We start from the raw sequence: 21,159 nt of genomic DNA, 5'->3' as shown, positions 1-21,159 counted from the left end.
TCAAATTGGCGACAAAATCACCTGATTGTTTTTTCATTTATTTTTCAATTAGTTATAGCTTTCAAGCAAAAGTTGAACCGAACTCCATGTTTTTGCTCACAGAACAAACAGGAAGGCACCACGAGTGTGCATAAAAATACTCAGTCAAGGGATTTTTTACCAATTTTTTCGTATTTTTATCTTGAAAAACGCTGAAAAACAGAGCAGCAAATAAAAAGCCGGCTTTGGAGTAAACGCTTCTTGCAAGCGCATCCAAAACCGGCTTGTTTTCCGGCCGATTAATCAGCCGAACCAGCGTCTCGCATTCCTGAACATCCGAATCCAGGAACCGTCTTCCTGCCACCCGGAGGGATGCCAGGAATGCTGAACAGCGCGGAACACACGCTCAGGGTGAGGCATCATGATGGTCACACGGCCGTCACGGGTAGTAACCCCGGTAATGCCGGCCTCTGAGCCGTTCGGGTTGTAGGGATAGCGAACAGTGGCTTCACCCCGGTTATCCACATAACGCAGGGCCACCAGTTCATTCTCAGACAAGCCCGCGGCAGATGTCCCGCCAGCGAACTCAACCCTGCCCTCACCATGAGCGACCGCGATAGGCATACGTGAACCGGCCATACCATCCATGAAGGCAGACGGCGACGGCATCACTTCAACCATCGCCAGGCGAGCCTCAAACTGCTCGGACTGATTGCGCACAAAACGCGGCCAGCCTTCACTGCCGGGAATCAGCTCGTGCAGATTGGAGAGCATCTGGCACCCGTTACAGACGCCGAGCGCCAGGGTGTCCTGCCGGTTAAAGAAAGCCGCGAACTGATCCCGGACACGGTCGCTGAACAAAATGGATTTCGCCCAGCCTTCGCCCGCGCCAAGAACGTCACCGTAAGAGAAGCCGCCACAGGCCACCAGGCTGTTAAACCCATCCAGAGTCACGCGGCCAGAGAGCAGATCACTCATGTGCACATCGACAGACTCGAAGCCGGCGCGATCAAACGCGGCCGCCATCTCCACTTGCCCGTTCACACCCTGCTCGCGCAGAACAGCCACCTTCGGACGTGCGCCCTTGTTGATGTAAGGCGCAGCCACATCGTCATTGATATCATAGGAAAGTTCGGCGTGAAGACCTGGATCTTCGGCATCCAGCAGGTTATCAAACTCTTCCCGGGCGCAATCGGCATTGTCACGCAGGGACTGGATACGGTAGCTCGTTTCAGCCCATAGGCGCTGCAACTCAACGCGCGCCTCATCAACAACCGTCGAGCCTTCAAAAGTCAGGCGCAGCCGGTCAGTGTCGTTCGGGCTGCCAATAACGCTGATGTAATCTCCAAGTCCGGCCGCCGAGAACTGCTGCAGCACAAAACCGGTGTCTTCCCGGCGCACCTGGATAACGGCGCCCAGCTCTTCGTTGAACAGCTCCCGTGCAAACTGGGTACGGTCTTCTGCCAGGCCATCAAGCTTGATGTCGACCCCGGAGTGGCCGGCAAAACACATCTCAGCCAGGGTTACGAACAAACCACCGTCCGAGCGGTCGTGGTAGGCCAGAAGCTTGTCGTCCGCATTGAGGCCCTGGATCACAGCGAAGAAGGCCTTGATATCCTCGGGGTCGTCCAGATCCGGCGCTACCGCCCCTACCGCGCGATAAACCTGGGTCAGCGCAGAGCCGCCCAGGCGGTTCTGGCCAGCGGCGAGATCCACCAGGATCAGATCGGTTTCGCCGGCCTCTTTCACCAACTGCGGGGTCAGGGTTTTCGCGACATCAGTGACCGGTGCAAAGCCGCTGACAATCAGCGAAAGCGGTGCGGTTACACTCTTCTGCTCACCGTTATCCTCTTCCCACATGGTCTTCATGGACATGGAGTCCTTGCCGACCGGGATCGTAATTCCAAGCTCCGGGCAGAGTTCCATGCCCACCGCGCGAACCGTTTCATAGAGGTTTTCGTCTTCGCCCGGGTGACCTGCCGCGGCCATCCAGTTGGCGGACAACCGGATGTCGGAAAGCTTGCCGATTGGCGCCGCAGCCAGATTGGTAATCACCTCACCCACGGCCATACGGCCGGATGCCGGCGCATCAATCGTGGCAACCGGCGTACGCTCGCCCATTGCCATGGCTTCACCGGTGCGGACATCAAATGAGCTGGCAGTGACTGCCACGTCGGCGACCGGAACCTGCCAGGGCCCTACCATCTGGTCACGGGCAACCAGGCCTGTGATGGTGCGGTCACCGATGGTGATCAGGAAGCTCTTGGAGCCCACGGACGGCAGGCGGAGAACCCGGCGGATGGCATCGTGCAGATCAACCTTCGTGGAATCAAAAACCGGTTTGGTAAACGAAGCGCGGCTGATACTGCGGTGCATGCGGGGCGGCTTGCCAAACAGCACCTCCATGGGCAGATCAACGGGCTTGTCATCAAAATAGGAATCGCCGAGCTCAAGATGGTGCGCTTCGGTCGCCTCACCAATCACCGCATAGGGGCAGCGCTCGCGGCGGCAGAGGGCATCGAACAGCTCCAGGTTTTCAGGCGCCACGGCCATGACATAACGTTCCTGGGATTCGTTACACCAGATCTCCAGTGGAGACATGCCCGGCTCGTCGCTCGGAATATCCCGCAGCTCGAACTTGCCACCACGGCCGCCATCTTTTACCAACTCCGGCATGGCGTTGGAGAGACCACCGGCGCCAACATCATGAATAAACGCGATGGGGTTTTTGTCACCCATCTGCCAGCAACGGTCGATAACTTCCTGACAGCGGCGTTCCATTTCAGGGTTATCACGCTGTACCGACGCAAAATCGAGATTTTCATTACTGGAGCCGGAATCCATGGAAGAGGCGGCACCACCACCGAGGCCGATCAGCATGGACGGCCCGCCGAGGACAATAAGCTTGGCCCCCACCGGAATGTTGCCCTTCTCCACATGCTCTTCACGAATATTACCGAGACCGCCGGCAATCATGATGGGCTTATGGTAACCGCGCACTTCCTCACCGGCAGCACCGGGCACCTTCTCTTCAAACGTTCGGAAATAGCCGGCCAGATTGGGGCGGCCAAATTCGTTATTGAACGCGGCACCACCAATCGGGCCTTCGATCATGATGTCGAGGGCCGAGGCAATCCGCTCTGGCTTGCCATAATTGATTTCCCAGGGCTGGGGATCATCGGGGAGGTTCAGGTTGGAGACCGAAAAGCCTGCCAGGCCTGCCTTGGGCTTGGAGCCACGGCCGGTCGCACCCTCATCCCGGATTTCACCGCCGGAACCGGTCGCTGCACCGGCCGCCGGCGCAATGGCCGTCGGGTGGTTATGGGTCTCCACCTTCATGAGAATGTGGATGTCTTCCTCATTATAGCCGTATACACCGGTCTCAGGATCCGGGTAGAAACGGCCACCACGACTGCCCCGAATGACGGAAGCGTTGTCCTTGTAGGCTGAGAGAACACCTTCGCTGTTCATTTCATAGGTGTTGCGGATCATGGCAAACAGGGATTTTTCCTGGCCCTCGCCGTCGATATCCCAGGAGGCATTGAAAATCTTGTGACGGCAATGCTCGGAGTTGGCCTGGGCGAACATCATCAGTTCAACATCCGTCGGATCCCGTTCAAGATCCGTAAAGGATTTGACCAGGTAGTCAATTTCATCTTCTGCAAGCGCCAGCCCGAGACGTGAGTTTGCCTCCACCAGCGCATCCCGGCCCCCAGCCAGGACCGGAACCCGTCCAAGCAGCCGTGGCTCTTCATGGCTGAACAGCAGTTCCGCGCCGCCCATTTCGTGAAACACCTTCTGGGTCATGCGGTCGTGCAGCAGTGCGGCAATTTTCTCACGCTGTGCCAGACCCAGCTTGCGGCCAGACCTCACATAGTAGGCGGTACCTCGCTCGATCCGGTGAATCTGCCGGAGCCCGCAGTTCCGGGCAATGTCTGTCGCCTTGCTGGACCAGGGTGAGAGGGTGCCGGGGCGTGGCACAACCAGGAACAGCACACCATCGGGCTCTTCCACTGGCACACTGGGTCCGTAGGTCAGAAGCCGGTCGAGTATGGCCTGCTCGGATTCTGAAAGGTCGGCCTCCAGATCAACGAAGTGCATGAACTCTGCATAGACATGCTCGATTTCAGGCACGATTTCCTGAATCCGGGAATGCAATTTGCGGGAGCGGAATGGCGAGAGCGCGGGTGCGCCGCGAAGTTCAAGCATGATATCAACCTGTATCGCGCGAAACGGGGAAGCCTGGGTGCAATTTGAAAGGCCGCCATGATACTCGAAAGCGGGGTCAGGATACAGCGCTGGAAACGTTAACCCCGGACAGTACAATTGACATTGTTTTGCATGTTAATTAACCAGATTTATTGACCAGACCTCCGACACCAAGGATCATCTAAAGGCTGGAAAGGGAATCCACTCTCGGGATAGGAAAGGATACGGTGCCCTCACGTTCGCCGTAACCAGATGATCCAGCTATAACGGAGACCAAGGATTTGTCGAGATTTCGTACTGCGATAGCAGGCGCACCTGCCAGGACCCTTCTTCTCCTTGGTGTGGCCTTTATTATTACCGGTTGCTCACGGCCCACCACCCTTCAGGAAATCCGGGAAGAGGGTGTTCTGCACGTTATCACTCGCGTCGCGCCCTCGATTTATGTTGAAGGAGAGGACGGGCCGACGGGCTACGACTATGAATTGGTAAAGCTCTTTGCCGAAGGGCTGGGCGTGAAACTCCGCATCCGCGTTGCCGAAGACAATACAGAAATCCTCTCGGTGCTGGAGAAAAACTACGCCCATATCGGCATGGCCGGGCTCTCCGGGCAACCGGCGCTTGCCGGCCAGTACCACACCGTACCGACAGGCATTACCGCTCAGTCTGTTCTGGTCTACAATCGAGACGTCGAAGGCCCTGACTCTCTGGCTGATCTTGCGGGAAAACCACTCCACGTTGTTGCCGAAAGCAACCACGAGGACTGGCTCGCCGAGGCACAGACGGAAATCCCTGACCTGCAGTGGCAAGTCCACCCCGGCCTCGATGCCGCAGGAGTACTGACCCGGGTCGAAAGCGGAGAATTTCCGTATGCGATCATCTCCTCCAACGAACTGGACCTGAACCACGTCTTCTACCCCATGGTGAAAGAGGCCTTTGCTATCGGGGAACCCCGGAAGCTTGCCTGGTTCTTTCCCGCAGCCCAGGACAAATCACTGGCCGCCGCCGCTGAGGAGTTCCTGGAAAAGCTCAGGGCCAACGGCACTCTGGCCCAGATTTCCGAACGCTTTTACGGTCATCTCGACCGCCTGAATTATGTCGGGGCACGCACCTTCATGCACCACGTGGAAAACCGGTTGCCCAAATACGAGTCCCTGTTCCGTGACTATGCCAGGGATTTCAGCATGGACTGGCGACTGCTCGCCGCCATCGGCTACCAGGAGTCCCATTGGCGCCCCAACGCTGTATCGCCCACGGGCGTAAGGGGCTTGATGATGCTGACACGCAACACGGCCAGCCACATCGGCATCAACAACCGGCTGGATGCGGAAGAAAGCATTCAGGGCGGCGCCAAGTATTTCAAGATAGTGCGTGAAAAAATTCCGGAGCGAATCCCGGAACCGGACCGGACCTGGTTTGCCCTGGCCTCCTACAATGTTGGCTTCGGGCACCTTGAGGATGCCAGAAGGCTAACGGAAGGCGCTGGAAAGGATCCCGACCGGTGGATGGACGTGAAAAAATTCCTGCCATTGCTGGCCCAGAAGGAGTGGTACACGAAAACCCGTTTCGGCTATGCCCGGGGCCAAGAGCCGGTGGTCTACGTTCAGAACATCAGACGTTACTATGATGTGCTGGCCCGCCTCAACGAACCGGGCACGCCGCCACCTCCCCCGGAAAAACCGCAATTCGTTCAGATGGAAGAAAAAAGGGATAACAACAATCCGGCGCAGGATGTGTACCCGGAATCCAAGCTCAGGGCGGGCCTGCCGCCGGAACTGGGCATGATCCCACCCACACTCTGAGTCATCGACTGCAAACGGCTACTGTGAACGGGCCTCCAGAGCTCTCTCCACTTGACTGGCCGAAAACCCGCGCCGGTTAAGAAAACGTGCCTGGCGAAGCTTCTCGTCCCAGTCTTCACTGAGATCCGCCAGACCAAACCGCTTCTCCCTGAGATCGATGGCCTTCTGACACCAGTCCTCCTCTGCCATGTCATCCAGGCATACCGGGCTGCGGTGAACCCCGCGTTGCTGGAGTTCCCCAAGAATTCGCAAGGGCCCATAGCCAAGGTCCATTCGCTGGCGGGCATAGACATCGGCAAAGCGGTTATTGTCGAGCCAGCCTTCACTCTCGTATTCGTCGAGCACAGCCTCGATAACGTCGCCCGGGACTTTCCTCTGGCGGAGTTTCAGGTTCAATTCCAGACGGCTGTGCTCCCGCCTGGCCAGCAACCTGAGGGCCGTTGCCCGAGCCTTGTATTCCTGATCGTCCTGATTTTCCTGTTTTGCCATACAGACCCTTTCCGCATACGCATACAAAACGCTAGACTAGCCGCGAATTTCTCCAGCTGGCCAGACAGACTGGCCGGTGAAACTACCCGGCATCCGAACCCGGGCGCCGATGGCCGGTGGCGGCTTAACTTTGCCCGACACCGTGAACTGGTTTCAATACCAAAGGATACTCTTATGGCCGCGTTCATCCAGAAACTGTTCAGATCCCGCAAGACACCCGATGCTGCCCCGAAAAGCCGGAAAGCCCCCCAACCTGCCCCGGTCGGGCAGGAAGACACGCGGGCCAGCCAGAGAGAGGAGCAGCTCAGAACGATGGAAGGCTCCCCGTCACAGGATGTCCTGGCAAAAATCGCGATTGAGGGCGCAACGGCTGATATCCGCCAGACTGCCGCCAGCCGGTTGACCGAAGAAAGCCGCCTGCAACAGGTTCAGAAGCGGGCCAAGAGCAAAGACAAAGGGGTGTATCAGACCGTCAAACTGACGCTCCAGAAACTGCGGGAGGAACAGGCCCGCCAGGAAGGTATCACCCAGACCATTGCCACGCTCATCAGCCACGCCCGGAATCAGGCACAGAGTGACGATACCAAACTCTACGAAGCCCGGCTGGATTCCTTGTTGAAACAATGGTCAGAGGTGGAAACTCACGCCTCCCCCGAACAGGCCCAGACTTTCCTGGAGGCGGTTCATCGGTGCAAGGAGAGGATAGCGGCCATCCAGTCTGCTGCCGAGGACGAAAAACGCCAGCGCGAGCAGACATTGCAGCGCCGGGAAACCCTGAACATGCTAACCAGCACTCTGGATGATCTCAAGGCGCAGTCGCCGCAGACCCTGCCCTCACAAGCGTCCCTGGATGCCTTGCAGAAGACCCAGGAAAACCGGTGGCTTGAGGCAACCCGGGATACCGCCGTCGAAAAGCAGGAGCAGAAAACTTACGAGACCGCCATGCTCGCCCTGCGCAACTATCTGAGTGCGGTGAGGCGCATCAACCAGGAGCGGGAAACGATTGCCGAGCTAAGCGCGGCCCTCGACAGCAAGCAGGACACATCCGAGGATCAGCGCGCCCAGGCAAAAACACTGATCCAGGAAATCCGTTGGCCGGAAGGCTATCCCAGTCCGGCACTGCTTGAGCCACTTCGCAAGCTGGCTGGAAAGCGCAAATCCCCCGTTGAAGCGCCGGCGGATCAGGAACGACAAAAAGCCCTGGCGGCTCGCCTGCACACCGATCTGCAACAATTGGAAGAGGCCCTTGAGGCAAAACAGCTCAAAGAATCGAAACAACTGTTCAAGACGGCCCAGCAGCACCTGAGGGACCTTGACCATCGCCATGGCAAACCCTTCCAGGCCCGGATGCAGCTTCTGACCGGACAACTGAGAGAGCTTACCGACTGGCAGGGCTTTGCCACAGAGCCAAAGCAGATTGCCCTGTGTGAGCAGATGGAATACCTGGCCGACCAGCCCATGGACCCGGAAGCCAAGGCGGAGCGGATCAAGGAATTGCAGAACGAATGGCGGGATCTGGGCGGATCTTCAGACCGAAGCCTCTGGTCCCGTTTCAAAGCCGCTTCGGACAAAGCCTACGAACCCTGCAAAGCGTATTTCTCCGCAAAATCCGGGTTGAAGCAGGCGAATCTGGAGAAGCGATCCGCCATTTGCGAGCAACTGGAAACCTTCCTGGACAATGCCGACTGGTCTTCCATCGACTGGAAAGCCACCGAACGCATTCACCAGACCGCCCGCCAGGAATGGAAGGAAGCCTGGCCGGTGGAGTTCCGGGACAACCGGCAGGTTCAGAAGCGGTTCGATGATCTGCTTAAAAGACTGGAAGCGCCGCTGGATGAGGAGCGCCGTAAAAACGAGGGCCTGAAACAGGAGATCGTCCAGACAGCCCAGGCGCTGGTGGATCACGAACCTCTGCAGGATGCCATGAATAAAGCCAAGGCACTGCAAACTGACTGGCAAGCCATTGGCATTACCCGTCACCGGGAAGACCGCAAACTCTGGCAGGCCTTCCGCAAGGCCTGCGATCAGATATTCGCCCGCCGGGATACCGAACGCAGCGAACAGCAACAGGCTTACCGTGCCGCTGACGAGGCTGCGAAAGCCAGCCTGCAGCAATCGTCCGGGGTGACTGGCGACAGCGACGAGGAGGCAATAATGGCAGCGCTCTCCGCCCTCCGGGAAATTGATGCCGCTGCCCTTTCAAAGGGTGTCAGGGAGCAGGTTCAGCAGGAAAAACAGCGCCTGGCCCAGATTCTGTCAGGCCTGCAATTGCAGTCAAAAATGACGTCCTGGCGGTCGCTTGTGCTCGCAGCTGCGACCGGTGAGGCTGTGATCGATGCGGCCCCGGAGCACTGGTCTGAACTGGCAGACGCTTCAGATGGTCAGGATCCGGCTGAGCTGGTGATCCGCGCCGAAATCCTGTGCGGCGTGCCGTCACCGGATTCGGATCAGCAACGCCGGATGGAAATCCAGGTGCAGCGCCTGGCCGACGGAATGGGGTCCCCGGATACCAGCGGCGATCAACTCAGGGACGTGGAAAAGCTGGTAGCGAACTGGTGCCTGGGCGCGACCGGCGAGGCCGCGAATCGCGAACTGGCAGAGCGCCTGAATGGTGCACTTTCCAACCTGATCAACTCCTGAGCAGATAAGCGGGTCACTGCCGCTGGTGCTCCCGGACAAATTCCCTGGCGTCTTTCACGGCGGCCAGGGATTTTTGTTTCATTTCCTTCAGCTCTTCATCCGCCAGATAGAACATCATATCGATGGAGTGGCGGTAATAGCGCGTGGGCAGGCGGTTTAGCGCCACACACATGACGTCGGTCAGATAATCTGCGGTATCGGACTCCTCACGGGTCGCGTCAATCGCATCCACCACCAACCGTTCGTAGAAATTGTCGATTGCATCTCGCAGAGACATGGCAAACGCCTCCTGAATTCATCTGCGGTTCTTAACACCATAGAAGCCACACCGCGGCTTGTCATGGTGCATGAGCAATTTCGCCAATGCGATTGGCAGACCGCGTCACTACACCCCACAGCTGCAACCGGCTATGGTTGTGTTATCGATAAATCAATCCCGAAAACAACATGGCCAGAGGACAAGCAATGACCACCGAGGCGTATATCTTCGATGCAGTCCGCACCCCCAGGGGGCGTGGAAAAAAAGACGGATCACTCCACAGCGTCAAACCCATCACGCTGTTGACCACGGTGCTCCGCGCGCTGCAGGAGAGGAACAGCCTGGACACCGCCCAGATCGACGACATTGTTATGGGCTGCGTGACCGCCGTTGGCGACCAGGGTGCGGATATTGCCAAGACTGCGGCCCTGGCGGCAGATTGGGATGAAAAGGTGGCGGGCGTCACCCTGAACCGTTTCTGCGCTTCCGGCCTCGAGGCGGTCAATCTCGCCGCCATGAAGGTGCGCTCGGGCTGGGAAGACATGGTGGTTGCCGGCGGCGTGGAAGCCATGTCACGGGTGCCCATGGGCTCCGATGGCGGCGCCTGGGCCACGGATCCGGAGACCAATCTGCACACCGGTTTCATGCCCCAGGGTATCGGCGCTGATCTGATCGCCACTCTTGAAGGCTTCAGCCGTGAAGATGTCGACGGTTTCGCCGTGAGATCCCAGCAGAAAGCCGCCAGCGCCTGGCAGAACGGCTACTTCGCAAAATCCATTATTCCGGTCACCGACCAGAATGGGGTTGTCATCCTAGACCGTGATGAGCACGTTCGCGGCAACACTACGGTTGAGTCCCTCGCCGGTCTCAAGCCCTCGTTCCAGATGATGGGCGAAATGGGCTTCGACGGCGTGGCCCGGGAAAAATACCACTACGTGGAAAAGATCGATCACGTGCATCACGCCGGCAACTCCTCCGGTATTGTCGACGGCGCCACCGCTCTGCTGATTGGCAGCGAAGCCAAGGGCAAGGCCATGGGCCTGAAGCCCCGCGCCCGCGTTGTCGCCACCGCGGTTACCAGTACAGACCCAACCATCATGCTCACCGGCCCTGCCCCCGCAGCCCGCAAGGCATTGGAAAAGGCAGGCATGACCGCCGACCAGATCGACCTGTTTGAAGTCAACGAAGCCTTCGCCTCAGTGGTGATGCGCTTCCAGCGGGAACTTTCGGTTCCCGACGAAAAAGTGAACGTGAACGGCGGCGCCATCGCCATGGGCCACCCGCTGGGTGCCACCGGTGCCATGATTCTCGGCACCCTGCTGGATGAGCTGGAGCGGCGAGAATTACGCTACGGCCTGGCCACCCTGTGCGTCGGTGGCGGCATGGGTATTGCCACCATCATCGAGCGCGTCTGAACCCGTCCACTTTTTTAAGGAGAACCGATTATGAGTGCCATCCGTTATGAACTGGATTCAGACCAGATCCTGACCCTCACCATCGACCTGCCTGGCCAGTCCGCCAACACCATGAATGCCGTCTTCCGGGAAGCCCTCTCGGAAACCACCGCGAAGGTCAAAGGCGACCTGGACAACATCCGGGGCGTGATCATTGCCTCGGCCAAGAAAACCTTTTTTGCCGGCGGTGACCTGAAAGAACTTCACAAGGTCACCCGGGAAGACGCCAAGACCTTTGAGGATATGGTCAACGGCCTGAAAGCCGATATGCGCTTCCTGGAAACCAGCGGCAAGCCGGTGGTCGCCGCCATCAACGGCACCGCCCTTGGCGGCGGGCTCGAGATCGCCCTGGCCTGCCATCACCGTGTTGCCATTAACGATGACAGCATCCAGCTGGGCCTGCCGGAAGTGACCCTGGGGCTGCTGCCCGGAGGTGGCGGCACCCAGCGGCTTCCGCGGATGATTGGCCTTGAGGCTGCCTTCCCGTACCTGATGGAAGGCAAGAAGTTAAACCCGAAAGCCGCCCTGAAAGCCGGCATTGTCGATGAGTTGGCGGATTCCTACGAGGGCATGATCGCCAAGGCCCGTGCCTTTATCGACGCCCATCCCAAGTGTCAGCAACCCTGGGACCAGAAAGGCTTCAAAATCCCAGGCGGCGCCCCCCATCACCCCGCCATGGCCCAGAAGCTGGCCATTGCCCCGGCCATGCTGAAACAGAAAACCAAAGGCTGCTACCCCGCGCCGGAGCGCATACTCTCCGCCGCAGTGGAAGGCGCCCAGGTGGATTTCGATAATGGCAGCCTGATCGAAACCCGGTATTTTGCCGAGCTGGTGATTGGCCAGGTCGCCAAGAACATGACCGGGACCTTCTGGTTCCAACTGAACGCCATCAAGGCTGGGGGCAGCCGCCCCGACGGCGTTGAAAAGGAAACCTTCCGCAAGGTGGGTGTGCTCGGTGCAGGCATGATGGGAGCAGGTATCGCCTACTCTACGGCCTCCCGCGGTATTGAGGTGGTTCTTAAAGACGTCTCGATGGAAAACGCCGAGAAAGGTAAAAGTTATTCGGAGAATCTGCTGGCCAGGAAAGTCAGCCGTGGCCGGATGACCGATGGACAGAAAGCCGACATTCTCGGCCGCATCAAGGCCACCGACTCCGCTGAAGATCTGGAAGGCTGCGATCTGGTGATTGAGGCCGTGTTCGAGGACAGCGAACTGAAGGCCAGGGTAACACAGGAGGCGGAGCCCTGGCTGGTGAACAATGGCATCTTTGCCTCCAACACCTCCACCATACCCATTACCCAGCTCGCAGGAGCTTCGACAAAGCCTGAGAACTTTATCGGCCTGCACTTCTTCTCCCCAGTCGACAAAATGCAGCTGGTGGAAATCATCGTTGGCGAACAAACCTCCGATGAAACCTTGGCGCGCTCATTCGATTACGTGCAGCAGATTGGCAAGATCCCGGTGGTGGTGAACGACAGTCGGGGCTTCTTCACCTCCCGGGTATTCGGCACCTTCGTTAACGAGGGTATCTGCATGCTCGGCGAGGGCATTCACCCTTCCAGCATCGAAAACGCCGGGCTACTGGCGGGCATGCCTGTGGGGCCGCTGGCGATATCCGATGAAGTCAGTATGACCCTGATGCAGCACATCCGGAACCAGAGCAAAAAAGACACCGAAACCGCAGGGGGCACCTGGAACGTCCACCCGGCGGAAGCGGTGATTGATGCGATGGTTAACGAGCATGGCCGCAAAGGCAAAGCAGCAGGCGCCGGATTCTACGACTACCCCGCCAACGGCAAAAAACACTTGTGGCCAGAGCTGGAGAACCTGTTCGTGGATACGCGGAAGGCCCGAAATGTCAGACTGCAGGAACTGAAGGACCGGATCCTATTCATCCAGGCCATTGAAACCGTCCGTTGCCTGGAAGAAGGTGTTCTGCGTACGGTGGAAGACGCCAACATCGGCAGTATTTTCGGGATTGGCTATGCGCCCTGGACTGGTGGCACCCTACAATTCATTAATCAGTATGGCGTGAGAGCGTTCACAGAGCGGGCGACAGAGCTTGCCAGCGTTTATGGCGAGCGCTTTGCTCCACCCAGACTGCTACTGGAGAGAGCCGAGAGCAACTCACCCTTCGCCTGAGGCCACCGCGCCGGGAGGAGGATGACAGCGCCTCCCGGCATTCTCACTGCGAGATTTCTCTGCTTTCTGCGCACCGCCAAAGGCTTTCCGGTTACTAACCTGCCGGCTTCATGGACAGATTGTCACGAACCGATACGTGCTGCCTATGGCAACGGGTGTAGCGCTTGCCTACAATAAATTTATTCGCTCACGGTCAGGCAAGCGTCTTTACTGTGCTTTTCTGCCCAACACCGTCAGGTATACATTTATGACCATTGCGGAAAGAATTATGGCCCGTCGCTCTCCGGCACAGAACATCCGGACAGGAGTATGCAAGGCAGTCACGGTTGCGCTGCTACTCTCGACGCCACTGGGACTGCAGGCCAAAGTCGACTCTCCGTCGATCTACGAGCCGGTCGCGCCCACTATCGAGCAGGCACGGGCAAACATCCTGATTGCCCGCCAGCTGCAGTTTACCCATTTCCGCAATCTGGGCATCAGCGACAAGCTGTCCGGCGATGTGTTTGATGCCTATCTGGCTTATCTGGACGGCCAGCGAATCTACCTCACCAAAGGGGACATACAGAAGTTCGACCGGATAAAAGGTCAGTTGGGTTCAGCCCTGAAAACCGGCCAGTTACAGCCCGGCTTCGATATCTACAATCTGGTCCAGCAGCGCATCATTGAGCGACTGCAGTTTGCCATTAGCGTGATCGACAATGGCATCAACAATCTGGATTTCTCGGAAAACGAGCGCATTCTCGTCGATCGCTCAGAAACGGACTGGGTACCTGATGCCCGGGCCCTGGACGAACTCTGGCGCAAGCGAATCAAGAACGCCGTCCTGGCACAACGACTCAGTGGCACCGAGGACGATGCTATTAAAGAAACGCTGCTTCGTCGCTACGAAGGTCAGCTAAAACGCGCCTACCAGGCCCGCAGTGAGGATGCGTTTCAGGCCTACATGAACGCGTTTACCGGCATGTGGGATCCACACACCTCTTATTTTTCGCCGCGCACATCCGAAAACTTCAACATCAACATGAGCCTTTCTCTCGAAGGGATCGGTGCGGTTCTGCAGTCAGACAACGAATACACCAAGGTGGTCCGGCTGGTTCCCGGCGGGCCGGCGTCCAAGCAGGGCCAGTTGCAACCGGCAGACCGGATCGTCGCGGTGTCCCAGGAAGATGAAAAACCCGTGAATGTCATTGGCTGGCGCCTTGATGAAGTCGTGGACCTGATCCGCGGCCCAAGGAACTCAACCGTGACCCTGGAAGTTATTCCGGCCACCGCCTCTGATGAAACCATGACCAAAACCATCGCCATCAAACGGGATGAGGTGAAACTGGAAGAGCAAAGCGCCAGCAAAGACACTCTCCAACTGGAGCGGGGCGGCAAGGAATACACCATTGGCGTTGTCACGATCCCTACCTTCTACGCTGACTTCCAGGCCATGCAGGCCGGTGACCCCAACTACAAGAGCACGACCCGGGATGTTCGCAAGCTGATTGCCGAGCTGCAGGCGGAAAGCGTCGACGGGCTGGTGATTGACCTGCGCAATAACGGCGGTGGCGCCCTGCATGAGGCCAATGACCTGGTCGGCCTGTTTATCGACAAAGGCCCAACCGTGCAGATCCGCAACGCCAACAACGACGTGCAGGTGCTCAACGATGACGATCCGTCCGTTGCTTATGACGGCCCTCTGGTGGTCCTGACCAACCGCATGAGTGCGTCCGCCTCCGAGATCTTCGCAGGGGCCATTCAGGACTATGGCCGTGGGCTGGTCGTCGGCTCGCAGACTTTCGGCAAGGGGACAGTGCAGGCCGTTCGCCCGCTGAACCATGGCCAGCTCAAGATTACCCAGTCGAAGTTCTACCGGGTATCCGGCGGTTCGACCCAGCACAAGGGAGTTATCCCGGATATCGAGATTCCGTCCCGCATCGACAAGACCCGGATCGGTGAAGACGCCCTTGATCATGCCCTTCCCTGGGACCAGATTGAGGCCGTGCCTCACACCCGCTACTACGATTTCAGCGGAATTATTGATGAGCTTCGCAAGCGTCATGAGGAGCGCTTCTCGACAAGCCCCGAGTTCAGTCTTTTGCAACAGGAAATCGACTTCCTGGCCGAACAGCGGGCGACAGACAGCGTCAGCCTTAATCAGGAAGAACGCCGCGAGCAGCACAAGCAGGTTGAGCGCACCCGCCTGGCGATTGCCAATGCCCGCCGGGAGCTCAAAGGAGAGCAGCCGTTCGATTCGCTGGACGATCTCGAAGACTGGCAGGACCAGCAGGCTGCGGACCTGAACTCAACCGATGAAGAACTCGATTTCGTCATTCGGGAAGGTGGACACATCATGGCGGACATGCTGGATCTGGATAGCCGCATGGCTTCTATTCTGACCCCACAGCAGTTTGCGGCCCAGGCTCCGGCCAGATAAGTGGCAGCAGAAGCCACCAGCTCCCATGACTGAAAACGGCGACGGCGGACAGGACAACCGGCAAAAGGCGCGAATGCTTCGGGACATGCTCCTGGACGCACTTCATGCCATGCGCTCTCTGGAAGAGGTTGACGGCCTTGAAAAACCGGCGGCCCAGGAACGAACGCAAGAGGGCCTGATTGACCGCCTGGCCAGCCTGACCGGCTCGGCGCTTCGTTTTGGGGTCAAGGCCACCGACACTTCCCGTCGGGTTGGCCGGGCCCTGATCAATTCCCAGGATCAGCTGCGGGCCATGCTAACCGCTGGTCAGTCCCTGAAAGATATCCGGGAAGTGGCCGGCCTGACCCTGTCGGAAATGAGCGAGGCCCTGAATCTCCGGGACAAATCGGTCCTGGAAGCCATTGAAAACGGCACCACCACCCTCTCGTTCGAATTGATCCTCCGGCTTGCTGCCCTTATCGCCCGGAACGACCCCATTCCGTTCATCATGCGCACCACGCGCAACTACAACCCCGAGGTCTGGCAGCTCCTGAATGACTGGGGTCTGGCAAGGCTGCCGCTGCAGTTCGAGCGCGAGCGGGAGTTCATCAATATCTTCCGCCGGCATGACGATGCCCGCACGCTTTCAGACGAAGGTTTCCAGAAGGTACTGGAGTTCACCCGCCACAGTTTCGAGATGTCCCTGCACTTTGTGGAAGAACAGGAAAGGCAGGTAGAGGAACTGCGTGCGGCTTATGAGGAACCGGAGCCCGCTGAGCCCGGCAAGCCTGAAAAGCAGCCAACGGCCAGGAAGCGACCAGCGGGCAAGAGTCCGTCAGCCAAATAGCGCCCGCATACCGGTAATATTCGGGTTATGCACCACCCCCTTTTCCGTAACGATGGCATCAATCAGGCTGGCCGGGGTTACATCAAACACCGGGTTGAACACCTTTACGCCTTCCGGCGCCAGCGGAATCCCCCGAATCTCCCGCACTTCCAGGCCTTCACGCTCTTCAATGGGGATGTCCGCGCCCGAGGCCAGGGACATATCCACCGTGCTGGAGGGGGCCACCACCATAAAGCCAACCTTATGGTGGCGTGCCAGAACCGCCAGGCTGTAGGTGCCGATCTTGTTGGCGACATCGCCATTGGCGGTGATGCGATCCGCACCGACAATGACCCATCGCACCTCTCCCCGAGCCAGGATCGCCGCCGCCGCACCATCGACATTCAGGGTGACAGGGATACCGTCGCGGGATAGCTCCCAGGCGGTCAGGCGACTGCCCTGAAGCCAGGGCCGGGTTTCATCGGCAAAGACTTCCTTCAGCAGCTTTTCCTCGTTCAGCCGGCGGATAACACCCAGCGCTGTGCCGTAGCCGCCTGTGGCCAGAGCTCCGGTATTGCAGTGGGTAAGCACCGATATGGGTTTGTCCGGCGCCATGAATTCCAGGGCATGGTCCGCCATGGCAACATTGGCGGCGAGATCTTCCTCGTGAATCGCCACCGCCTCTTTGGCCAGCCGCTTTTCCGCCTCGTCAAGGGAATGGCATTGGTGAAACACCTGCTCCATTCGCTGCAACGCCCAGAACAGGTTGACCGCCGTGGGTCGGGACGCTGCAAGCTCGCGGATAGACTGCTTTATTTCCGCCTTCCAGTCGCCGCCACCTGCATGCCGTGCCGCCAGAGCGATCCCGTAAGCCGCACTGATACCAATGGCCGGGGCGCCGCGAACCACCATATCCCGAATGCTCTGCGCCACACCGACTGCGCCTTCGAGGGTAATCCAGTGCGCCTCCCCGGGCAGCAGGCGCTGGTCCAGCAGTTCAAGACTGCTGCCGTGCCATCTTATGGCAACGGTGCCAATGCCACGCTCAGAAGACGGTTTCGGGGTTTGTGCCATAAAAATGCTCCGGTTTGCAGCGCTGAAAAGCTTCAGTATAACGGTTATACTTCCGAACTACATTTCCATAGCGCGGCGGCACCGCGCCAACCGCTGGAAGGCAGGGTTAATGACGGCCGACACCATCACCGCAGCCGATATTCGCATCAACGCACGCTGGCTGATCCCGATTGAGCCGGCGGGCATGGTGCTTGAGAACCAGGCAGTGATCATTCAGGGAACCCGGATTGCCGGGATTATTCCCCAACAGCAGGCAGACCGGGAGTTCAGAACCCGCGAAACGGTTGATCTGCCGCATCATGTGGTCATGCCTGGCCTGATCAATATGCACGGCCACGCGGCGATGACGCTCTTCAGGGGCATGGCGGATGACCTTCCGCTGATGACCTGGCTGAACGATCACATCTGGCCGGCCGAGGGTCGCTTTATCAGCGAGCCGTTCATTGCCGATGGCACCCAGCTGGCCATGGCCGAAATGCTGCGCACAGGCACCACCACTTTCTCGGACATGTACTTCTTCCCCGAGATTGCGGCCCAGGTCGCCCACGACGCCGGTATCCGCGCCCAGATCTGCTTTCCGTTACTGGATGCCCCCACCCCCTGGGGTTCAGGACCGGAGGAGTATCTGAGTAAAGGGCGAGCGTTTATCGACACCTGGAAGGCCGATGACTACATCATGTCGGCCATTGGCCCCCATGCGCCCTATACTGTGTCAGACGGCCCCATGGCCGAAGCGGTCCGGCTGTCAGAAGACACCGGCGCACGGATCCAGATACACCTGCATGAAACGGCTTTCGAAGTGGCCGAGGCCAGTAAAAAACTCGGCAAGCGCCCAACAGCCCGGTTGGCAGAGCTTGGCGTGTTGCGCCCGGAAACCCAGTGCGTACACATGACCCAGATCGATGACAGCGATATCAGCCTGCTTCAGCAGTCTGGGGCCCAGGTTATCCATTGCCCGGAATCCAACCTGAAGCTGGCCAGTGGCCTGTGTCCGGTCCAGAAACTCCTCGATAGCGGAGTAAACGTTGCCATCGGTACGGACGGTGCCGCCAGCAACAACGATCTGGACCTGTTCGGTGAAATGCGCACCGCTGCCATGGTGGCCAAGGTTGTGGCCGGGGACGCTGCCGCGCTGTCGGCGCACCGGGCCCTGGAAATAGCCACCATCAACGGTGCCCGGGCCCTCGGCCGGGATCACGAGCTGGGCTCCCTGGTTTCGGGCAAGCTGGCCGACATCATAGCCATTGACCTGAGCGACCCGTTCCTGCAGCCGGTTTATGACCCCGCCTCCCACCTCGTGTACAGCAACCACGGCCGGTCAGTAAGCCACAGCTGGATAAACGGCGTACCGCAACTACAGGATGGCCGGCTTACCCGAATTGATGTCGCCGATCTCATGCTTCGGGTCGATGACTGGGCCGGGCGAATCCGCAAACGCACTGACCAACCGATTTTCTATTGATTCACCAGGCAGAACCAACCATGACAAACCAGAACGTAGACCGGAATGAAATCGCCAAGTTTGAAGCCCTGGCCAGCCGCTGGTGGGATCCCACCAGCGAATTCAAGCCGCTGCACGACATCAATCCCCTGCGCCTGAACTACATTGACGAGCGGGTCTCCCTGGCTGGCAAGCGAGCACTGGATGTCGGCTGCGGCGGCGGCCTGCTGTCCGAGGGTATGGCCCGGCGCGGCGCCCACGTAACCGGCATCGACATGGGCGAGGCGCCACTCTCCGTGGCGCGGCTGCACGGCCTGGAAAGCGGGGTTGATGTGGATTATCGCCAGATAACCGTGGAAGAACTGGCCCAGGACAGCGAGCATGCCGGCCAGTACGATGTGGTCACCTGCCTGGAAATGCTGGAACACGTGCCGGACCCCGCATCGGTGATCAGGGCCTGTGCCGCCATGCTCAAGCCCGGCGGCCATCTGTTCGTCTCAACCATCAACCGCAATCCGAAGTCGTTCCTGTTCGCCATTGTCGGTGCCGAATACGTGCTCAGGCTGCTGCCGAAGGGAACCCACGAGTGGAAAAAATTCATCCGGCCCTCGGAGATGTCCGATCACCTGCGTCACGCCGGACTGGATGTCCGTGAGCTTACCGGCATGACCTATAACCCGGTCACCAGGATCTACAAACTGAGCCGGGATGTGGACGTGAACTACCTGATGCATGCCAGGGATATCCGTGAAGACTGAGCCCTCTGCTGTCCTGTTTGACCTGGACGGAACGCTGATTGACACGGCACCGGATTTTATCCGCTGCCTGAACCAGTTGCGGGAACAGCATGGACTGCCTGCCCTGCCCCCGGAACACATTCGCCGCTCGGTCTCCAACGGCGCCCGGGCGATGATCCGGGTCGGGCTCGGGCTGAAACCGGAGGATCCGGATTATCTGGAAAAGCACACGGCCTTCCTGGATCTCTACGAAACAGGCGTGGCGGTTGAAACCACACTGTTTGAGGGCATGGACGAGCTTCTGAAAGCCCTCGAGGCGCGGGGAATACCCTGGGGCATTGTCACCAACAAGCCGGCCCGGTTCGCCGTACCGCTGATCCAGGCACTGGATCTGGCAGACCGCTGTGCGGCGCTGGTCTGCCCGGATCACGTTGCCCAACGCAAACCTCACCCCGAAGCTCTGATCCTGGCCTGCCACCAAATGGGCACGGAGCCCGGCACAGGCATTTATGTGGGCGACCACGAACGTGATATCGAAGCCGGGCGTAATGCCGGCATGAAAACCATTGCGGTGCGCTACGGTTACATCGAGCAACCGGAGAGCATTGACCTGTGGCAAGCCGACCTGATCGCCGACACCGTCACCGATCTGGCAAAGCTGTTACAATAGCCAGCCAATTTGACGATCCGGCTTCCAGGCCGGGAAAAGCTTGACACGGAGACAGATTATGCATGATTACCAAGCACCCGCGGATCTTCTGAAAGACCGTATCGTCATGGTTACCGGTGCCGGAAGCGGCATTGGCAGGGCCGCCGCCAAAGCCTATGCCGCCCATGGTGCGACTGTCGTACTTGTGGGCCGCACTGTCAGCAAGCTGGAAACGGTTTACGACGAAATCGAGGCCGCGGGCCACCCGAAACCTGCCATTGTGCCAATGAACTTCGAGGGGGCGGCAGTCAAGGATTACGAAGAACTTGCGATGACCCTGGAAGATAATTTCGGCCAGTTGGACGGCTTGCTGCACAACGCCGCCATCCTGGGTAACCTATGCCCGGTGGAGTTGTACGACCCGGAAACCTGGAACAAGGTCATGCACGTGAACACCACGGCCCCCTTTCTCCTGAGCCGGGCGATGATTCCCCTGTTGCGCAAATCCGGCGATGCCTCGGTGATCTTCACCTCCTCCAGCGTCGGCCGGAAAGCAAGGGCCTACTGGGGCGCTTACGCAGTCTCCAAGTTTGCGGTAGAGGGCCTCAGCCAGTTGCTGTCCGAAGAGCTGGATGACGAGCGTCACAATGTGCGGGTAAACAGTCTGAACCCGGGCGCCACCCGTACCAATATGAGAGCCCACGCCTACCCGGCGGAGAACCCACAGCAGAATCCGGCGCCGGAAGACCTTATGCCGATTTACCTGTATCTCATGGGCAGGGACAGCCAGGGTGTCAACGGCCAAAAACTGGACGCACAACCGAAATAATGGAACTGCTTTTTTACACTACATCTCAGTGCCATTTGTGCGAACTGGCCGAAGCCCTGCTTGTAAATACGCCGATGCCGGAACCCATACCGGTAGACGTGGTGGACATTGCCCAGTCCGAAGAGCTGGTGGAACGCTACGGCACCCGGATACCGGTGTTGCGACGTAACGACACCGGCGAGGAACTGGACTGGCCTTTTACCAGGGATGAATTACTCACATTCCTGCAATGAG

15 protein-coding genes are annotated in these 21,159 nt (G+C 58.8%); 11 read left to right on the top strand and 4 right to left on the bottom strand.

Going from position 1 to position 21,159, the window contains the following annotated elements; genetic code table 11:
- Positions 1-282 precede the first annotated feature (282 nt).
- Entirely contained in the window at positions 283-4,188 is a 3,906-nt protein-coding gene (gene purL, locus D0851_RS19590; protein WP_117620125.1) for a phosphoribosylformylglycinamidine synthase, read from the bottom strand.
- 281 nt (positions 4,189-4,469) lie between these two features.
- Here purL and mltF point away from each other — a divergent pair, with 281 nt between their 5' ends.
- Entirely contained in the window at positions 4,470-5,987 is a 1,518-nt protein-coding gene (gene mltF, locus D0851_RS19585) for a membrane-bound lytic murein transglycosylase MltF (protein WP_117620124.1), read from the top strand.
- Between the two features lie 18 nt (positions 5,988-6,005).
- Here mltF and D0851_RS19580 read toward each other — a convergent pair whose 3' ends face one another.
- On the bottom strand, positions 6,006-6,476 hold the full coding sequence (locus D0851_RS19580) for a regulatory protein RecX (RefSeq protein WP_117620123.1): 471 nt from the start codon (positions 6,474-6,476) through the stop codon (positions 6,006-6,008).
- 174 nt (positions 6,477-6,650) lie between these two features.
- Here D0851_RS19580 and D0851_RS19575 point away from each other — a divergent pair, with 174 nt between their 5' ends.
- Positions 6,651-9,116, top strand: a complete 2,466-nt coding sequence (locus D0851_RS19575) for a DUF349 domain-containing protein (protein ID WP_117620122.1) — start codon at positions 6,651-6,653, stop codon at positions 9,114-9,116.
- Positions 9,117-9,129: 13 nt separating this feature from the next.
- Here the strand turns inward: D0851_RS19575 and D0851_RS19570 are convergent, their stop codons facing one another.
- The gene (locus tag D0851_RS19570; protein ID WP_117620121.1) at positions 9,130-9,393 is read right to left on the bottom strand and encodes a late competence development ComFB family protein; all 264 of its coding nucleotides are present in this window, start codon (positions 9,391-9,393) and stop codon (positions 9,130-9,132) included.
- Between the two features lie 188 nt (positions 9,394-9,581).
- On the opposite strand from D0851_RS19570, the gene D0851_RS19565 reads away from it, so the two are divergent.
- The 4 genes from D0851_RS19565 (at position 9,582) to D0851_RS19550 (ending at position 16,216) form a co-directional block, all read left to right on the top strand.
- Positions 9,582-10,790: an acetyl-CoA C-acetyltransferase gene (locus tag D0851_RS19565; protein ID WP_117620120.1), complete on the top strand. Its 1,209-nt coding sequence runs from the start codon at positions 9,582-9,584 to the stop codon at positions 10,788-10,790.
- Between the two features lie 30 nt (positions 10,791-10,820).
- A complete protein-coding gene (locus tag D0851_RS19560) occupies positions 10,821-12,971 on the top strand; it encodes a 3-hydroxyacyl-CoA dehydrogenase NAD-binding domain-containing protein (protein WP_117620119.1) in 2,151 nt (716 codons plus the stop codon).
- Positions 12,972-13,218: 247 nt separating this feature from the next.
- On the top strand, positions 13,219-15,390 hold the full coding sequence (locus D0851_RS19555; protein ID WP_117620118.1) for a carboxy terminal-processing peptidase: 2,172 nt from the start codon (positions 13,219-13,221) through the stop codon (positions 15,388-15,390).
- A 25-nt stretch (positions 15,391-15,415) separates the two neighbouring features.
- A complete protein-coding gene (locus tag D0851_RS19550) occupies positions 15,416-16,216 on the top strand; it encodes a helix-turn-helix domain-containing protein (RefSeq protein WP_117620117.1) in 801 nt (266 codons plus the stop codon).
- Here D0851_RS19550 and mtnA read toward each other — a convergent pair.
- Entirely contained in the window at positions 16,205-17,269 is a 1,065-nt protein-coding gene (gene mtnA / locus D0851_RS19545) for an S-methyl-5-thioribose-1-phosphate isomerase (protein WP_117620116.1), read from the bottom strand. The genes D0851_RS19550 and mtnA overlap by 12 nt on opposite strands.
- A gap of 109 nt (positions 17,270-17,378) precedes the next feature.
- Between mtnA and D0851_RS19540 the strand changes: the two genes are divergently transcribed.
- From D0851_RS19540 to D0851_RS19520, 5 genes are read left to right on the top strand one after another with little or no spacing between them, the layout of a single operon-like run.
- Positions 17,379-18,731, top strand: a complete 1,353-nt coding sequence (locus tag D0851_RS19540) for a TRZ/ATZ family hydrolase (RefSeq protein ID WP_117620115.1) — start codon at positions 17,379-17,381, stop codon at positions 18,729-18,731.
- A gap of 20 nt (positions 18,732-18,751) precedes the next feature.
- Complete coding sequence (gene ubiG, locus D0851_RS19535; protein WP_117620114.1) at positions 18,752-19,468, top strand: bifunctional 2-polyprenyl-6-hydroxyphenol methylase/3-demethylubiquinol 3-O-methyltransferase UbiG; 717 nt, start codon at positions 18,752-18,754, stop codon at positions 19,466-19,468.
- Entirely contained in the window at positions 19,443-20,117 is a 675-nt protein-coding gene (gene gph / locus D0851_RS19530; protein WP_117620113.1) for a phosphoglycolate phosphatase, read from the top strand. Before ubiG ends, gph begins: the two co-directional genes overlap by 26 nt.
- Positions 20,118-20,175: 58 nt before the next feature.
- Complete coding sequence (locus D0851_RS19525) at positions 20,176-20,925, top strand: YciK family oxidoreductase (protein ID WP_117620112.1); 750 nt, start codon at positions 20,176-20,178, stop codon at positions 20,923-20,925.
- Positions 20,925-21,158 (top strand): glutaredoxin family protein, encoded by a 234-nt coding sequence (locus D0851_RS19520; protein WP_117620111.1) that lies wholly within the window; start codon positions 20,925-20,927, stop codon positions 21,156-21,158. The genes D0851_RS19525 and D0851_RS19520 overlap by 1 nt, the downstream gene beginning before the upstream one ends.
- Position 21,159 lies beyond the last annotated feature (1 nt).

This window comes from Marinobacter sp. Arc7-DN-1, assembly GCF_003441595.1.
Taxonomy (GTDB): Bacteria; Pseudomonadota; Gammaproteobacteria; order Pseudomonadales; family Oleiphilaceae; genus Marinobacter; species Marinobacter metalliresistant.
Note: the sequence above shows the minus strand (reverse complement) of the source record. Positions and strands in the feature narration are given on the sequence as shown.